This is a genomic window from Streptomyces sp. NPDC005070, assembly GCF_053600395.1.
Map to the genome: position 1 here is coordinate 1 of NZ_JBSFZS010000412.1, position 1969 is coordinate 1969.

The following is a 1969-nucleotide window of genomic DNA, read 5'->3' on the forward strand; positions in this document are numbered from 1 at the left end:
GGCCTCGGCGTCGAACACCTCGGCCGGGTCGCCGGCCGGAGCGTCGTCGAAGCCGAGAGCGCGCAGGTCGGACGCGGCCGCGGCATCGAGATTCATGCCCGTGCTCTCGGTGATCTCGGCGTCGATGTGTGCCAGGGCCTCGACGGCGCCGCGCTCCAGGGCACTCGTGACCGTGCCGATCAGGTGCTCCTTGAACACCTCCCGGGCAGGGTTGTGCGCCCAACCGCTCGCCGTCGCGGCCTCCCGCGCCGCGGCGACATCCACGCTCTCCAGGTGGACCTGCTCCTGCCCGACCCGCACCGTGAAGCCACTGCCAGGGGCCTGCCGAGAGCGCACCAGGTCCGCGAGCGCCTCGGCCAGCGCGGAACTCCCCTTGAGGCGCGCGACGTCGAACGGCTCCGCGGCCCCGGGTACCACCCCGGCCAGCTCCTCGCAGGTCGCCAAGAGCACATCGTTCTCCCCCAGGGAGGGGAGCACCTGGGACACGTAGTCGAGGAACCGCGTGTTCGGCCCGAGGACCAGCACACCCCGTGCGGCGGCGCCCGGGAACGCGTACAGGACGTACGCCGCCCGGTGCAGCGCGACCACGGTCTTGCCCGTGCCGGGGCCGCCCTGCACCACCGTCACCCCGCGGTGCGGTGATCGGACGATGGCGTCCTGCTCGGCCTGCAGCGTCGCCACGGCCGAACGCATCCGTCCCGTGCGCCGTGCCTCCAGCGCCTCCGTCAAGGGACTGTCGCCGATGACGTCGTCGCTCGCGGCCGCGGATCCGTCCAGGAGCTCGTCACTCACCGTCCGTACGGCACGGTCCTCGACGCGAAGGTGACGGCGCCGCCGCAGCCCCATCGGATGGACGGCCGTCGCCTCGTAGAAGGGCCGCGCCGCGTCCGCTCGCCAGTCGAGGAGCAGTGGTACATCGCGGTCATCCCCATGCAGCCCGACTCGTCCGATGTGCAGGGCGGTTCCGTCCCCCCTGTCGATCCGGCCGAACGCCAGCCCCTCCTCAGCTCCCTCCAGCCGACGAAGGCCACGTGCCAGTCGCTCCGCGGCCACGTCGCGCTCGTACACCTCACCCACGCTGCCGGCCGGCGACCTCAGCACGTCCGCCAACTGTGCCCGCACATCCGCCAACCGCTCGTCGAGCAGTCCATACATGGCGGCCACGTGAACCTGCTCCGCCTCGACCTGTTCCGCGGCACCCTCATTGAACGGCGGCAACAGCGGTCCCCTCCTCGAATCGACCCTCCACTATGCAGCCACGTTTCCGTAAAGGTAAGGCTTGACTTACTTGCCCGAGTCGCTCGCCCGGCCACGATGCGCCCCAGGCTCAAGCCTCGGCCGAACCCCCGCCCCAGTCTCGGCGGTCGACGTCGCAGTAGGCCCCCGGCTGCGACAGGCCTGGGCGTACGCGGTTTTTCGATCGTGAGGATCGCCGCCCGCACGACAGGCTGGTCCCAGCAGGTGGTCTCATCGAGGATCCACGCGGGGGAGGGATCGAGTCCGGCCACGGTGCGAACCCGCTCGAACAGTCCGGGGGCCGACGAGAGGCCCGTACCCGTCTCCGGTGAACCTCAGCAGCAGACCGCGGACGACGACTGTGCACTCATCACGCCTTCATCCTGCGGGAAAGGGAGCAGCGCTGCATGTCGAGATGCTCGCCATACGGCCCTCCCGCCATACGCCCCTACGGCCAGTTGTCAGTACCGTCCGCCATGATCTCACCCATGAGCGACATCGAGACGGCTCCGCCTCTGCCTCCCCGCATCCGGGACACCCGCGCGATAGGCGGCGCCCTGGGGGGTCTCGTCCATGTCCCGGAAGGCTGGAGCTTCGGCACCTTCGAGGACATCGAGCGCATCGGACGCTACGTCGAAGGCAGTCGGGCACTCGATCCGGGAGAACGGGAGGTCCACCTGTCCCCGGAGGGCACCTGGCCGGAAATCATGGCCAGTTGGGCGCCCGATCCGAG

Annotated in this window: 1 protein-coding gene and 1 pseudogene; one reads left to right on the forward strand and one right to left on the reverse strand. The window is 70.3% G+C overall.

The window, feature by feature from the left end; translation table 11 throughout:
• A pseudogene (locus ACWEBX_RS39685) lies at nt 1-1155 on the reverse strand (ATP-dependent DNA helicase); the annotation flags it as partial.
• A gap of 569 nt (nt 1156-1724) precedes the next feature.
• Between ACWEBX_RS39685 and ACWEBX_RS39690 the strand changes: the two are divergent.
• Nucleotides 1725-1969 (forward strand): hypothetical protein (locus tag ACWEBX_RS39690; RefSeq protein WP_451889561.1); only part of this gene is annotated, 245 nt, incomplete at its 3' end.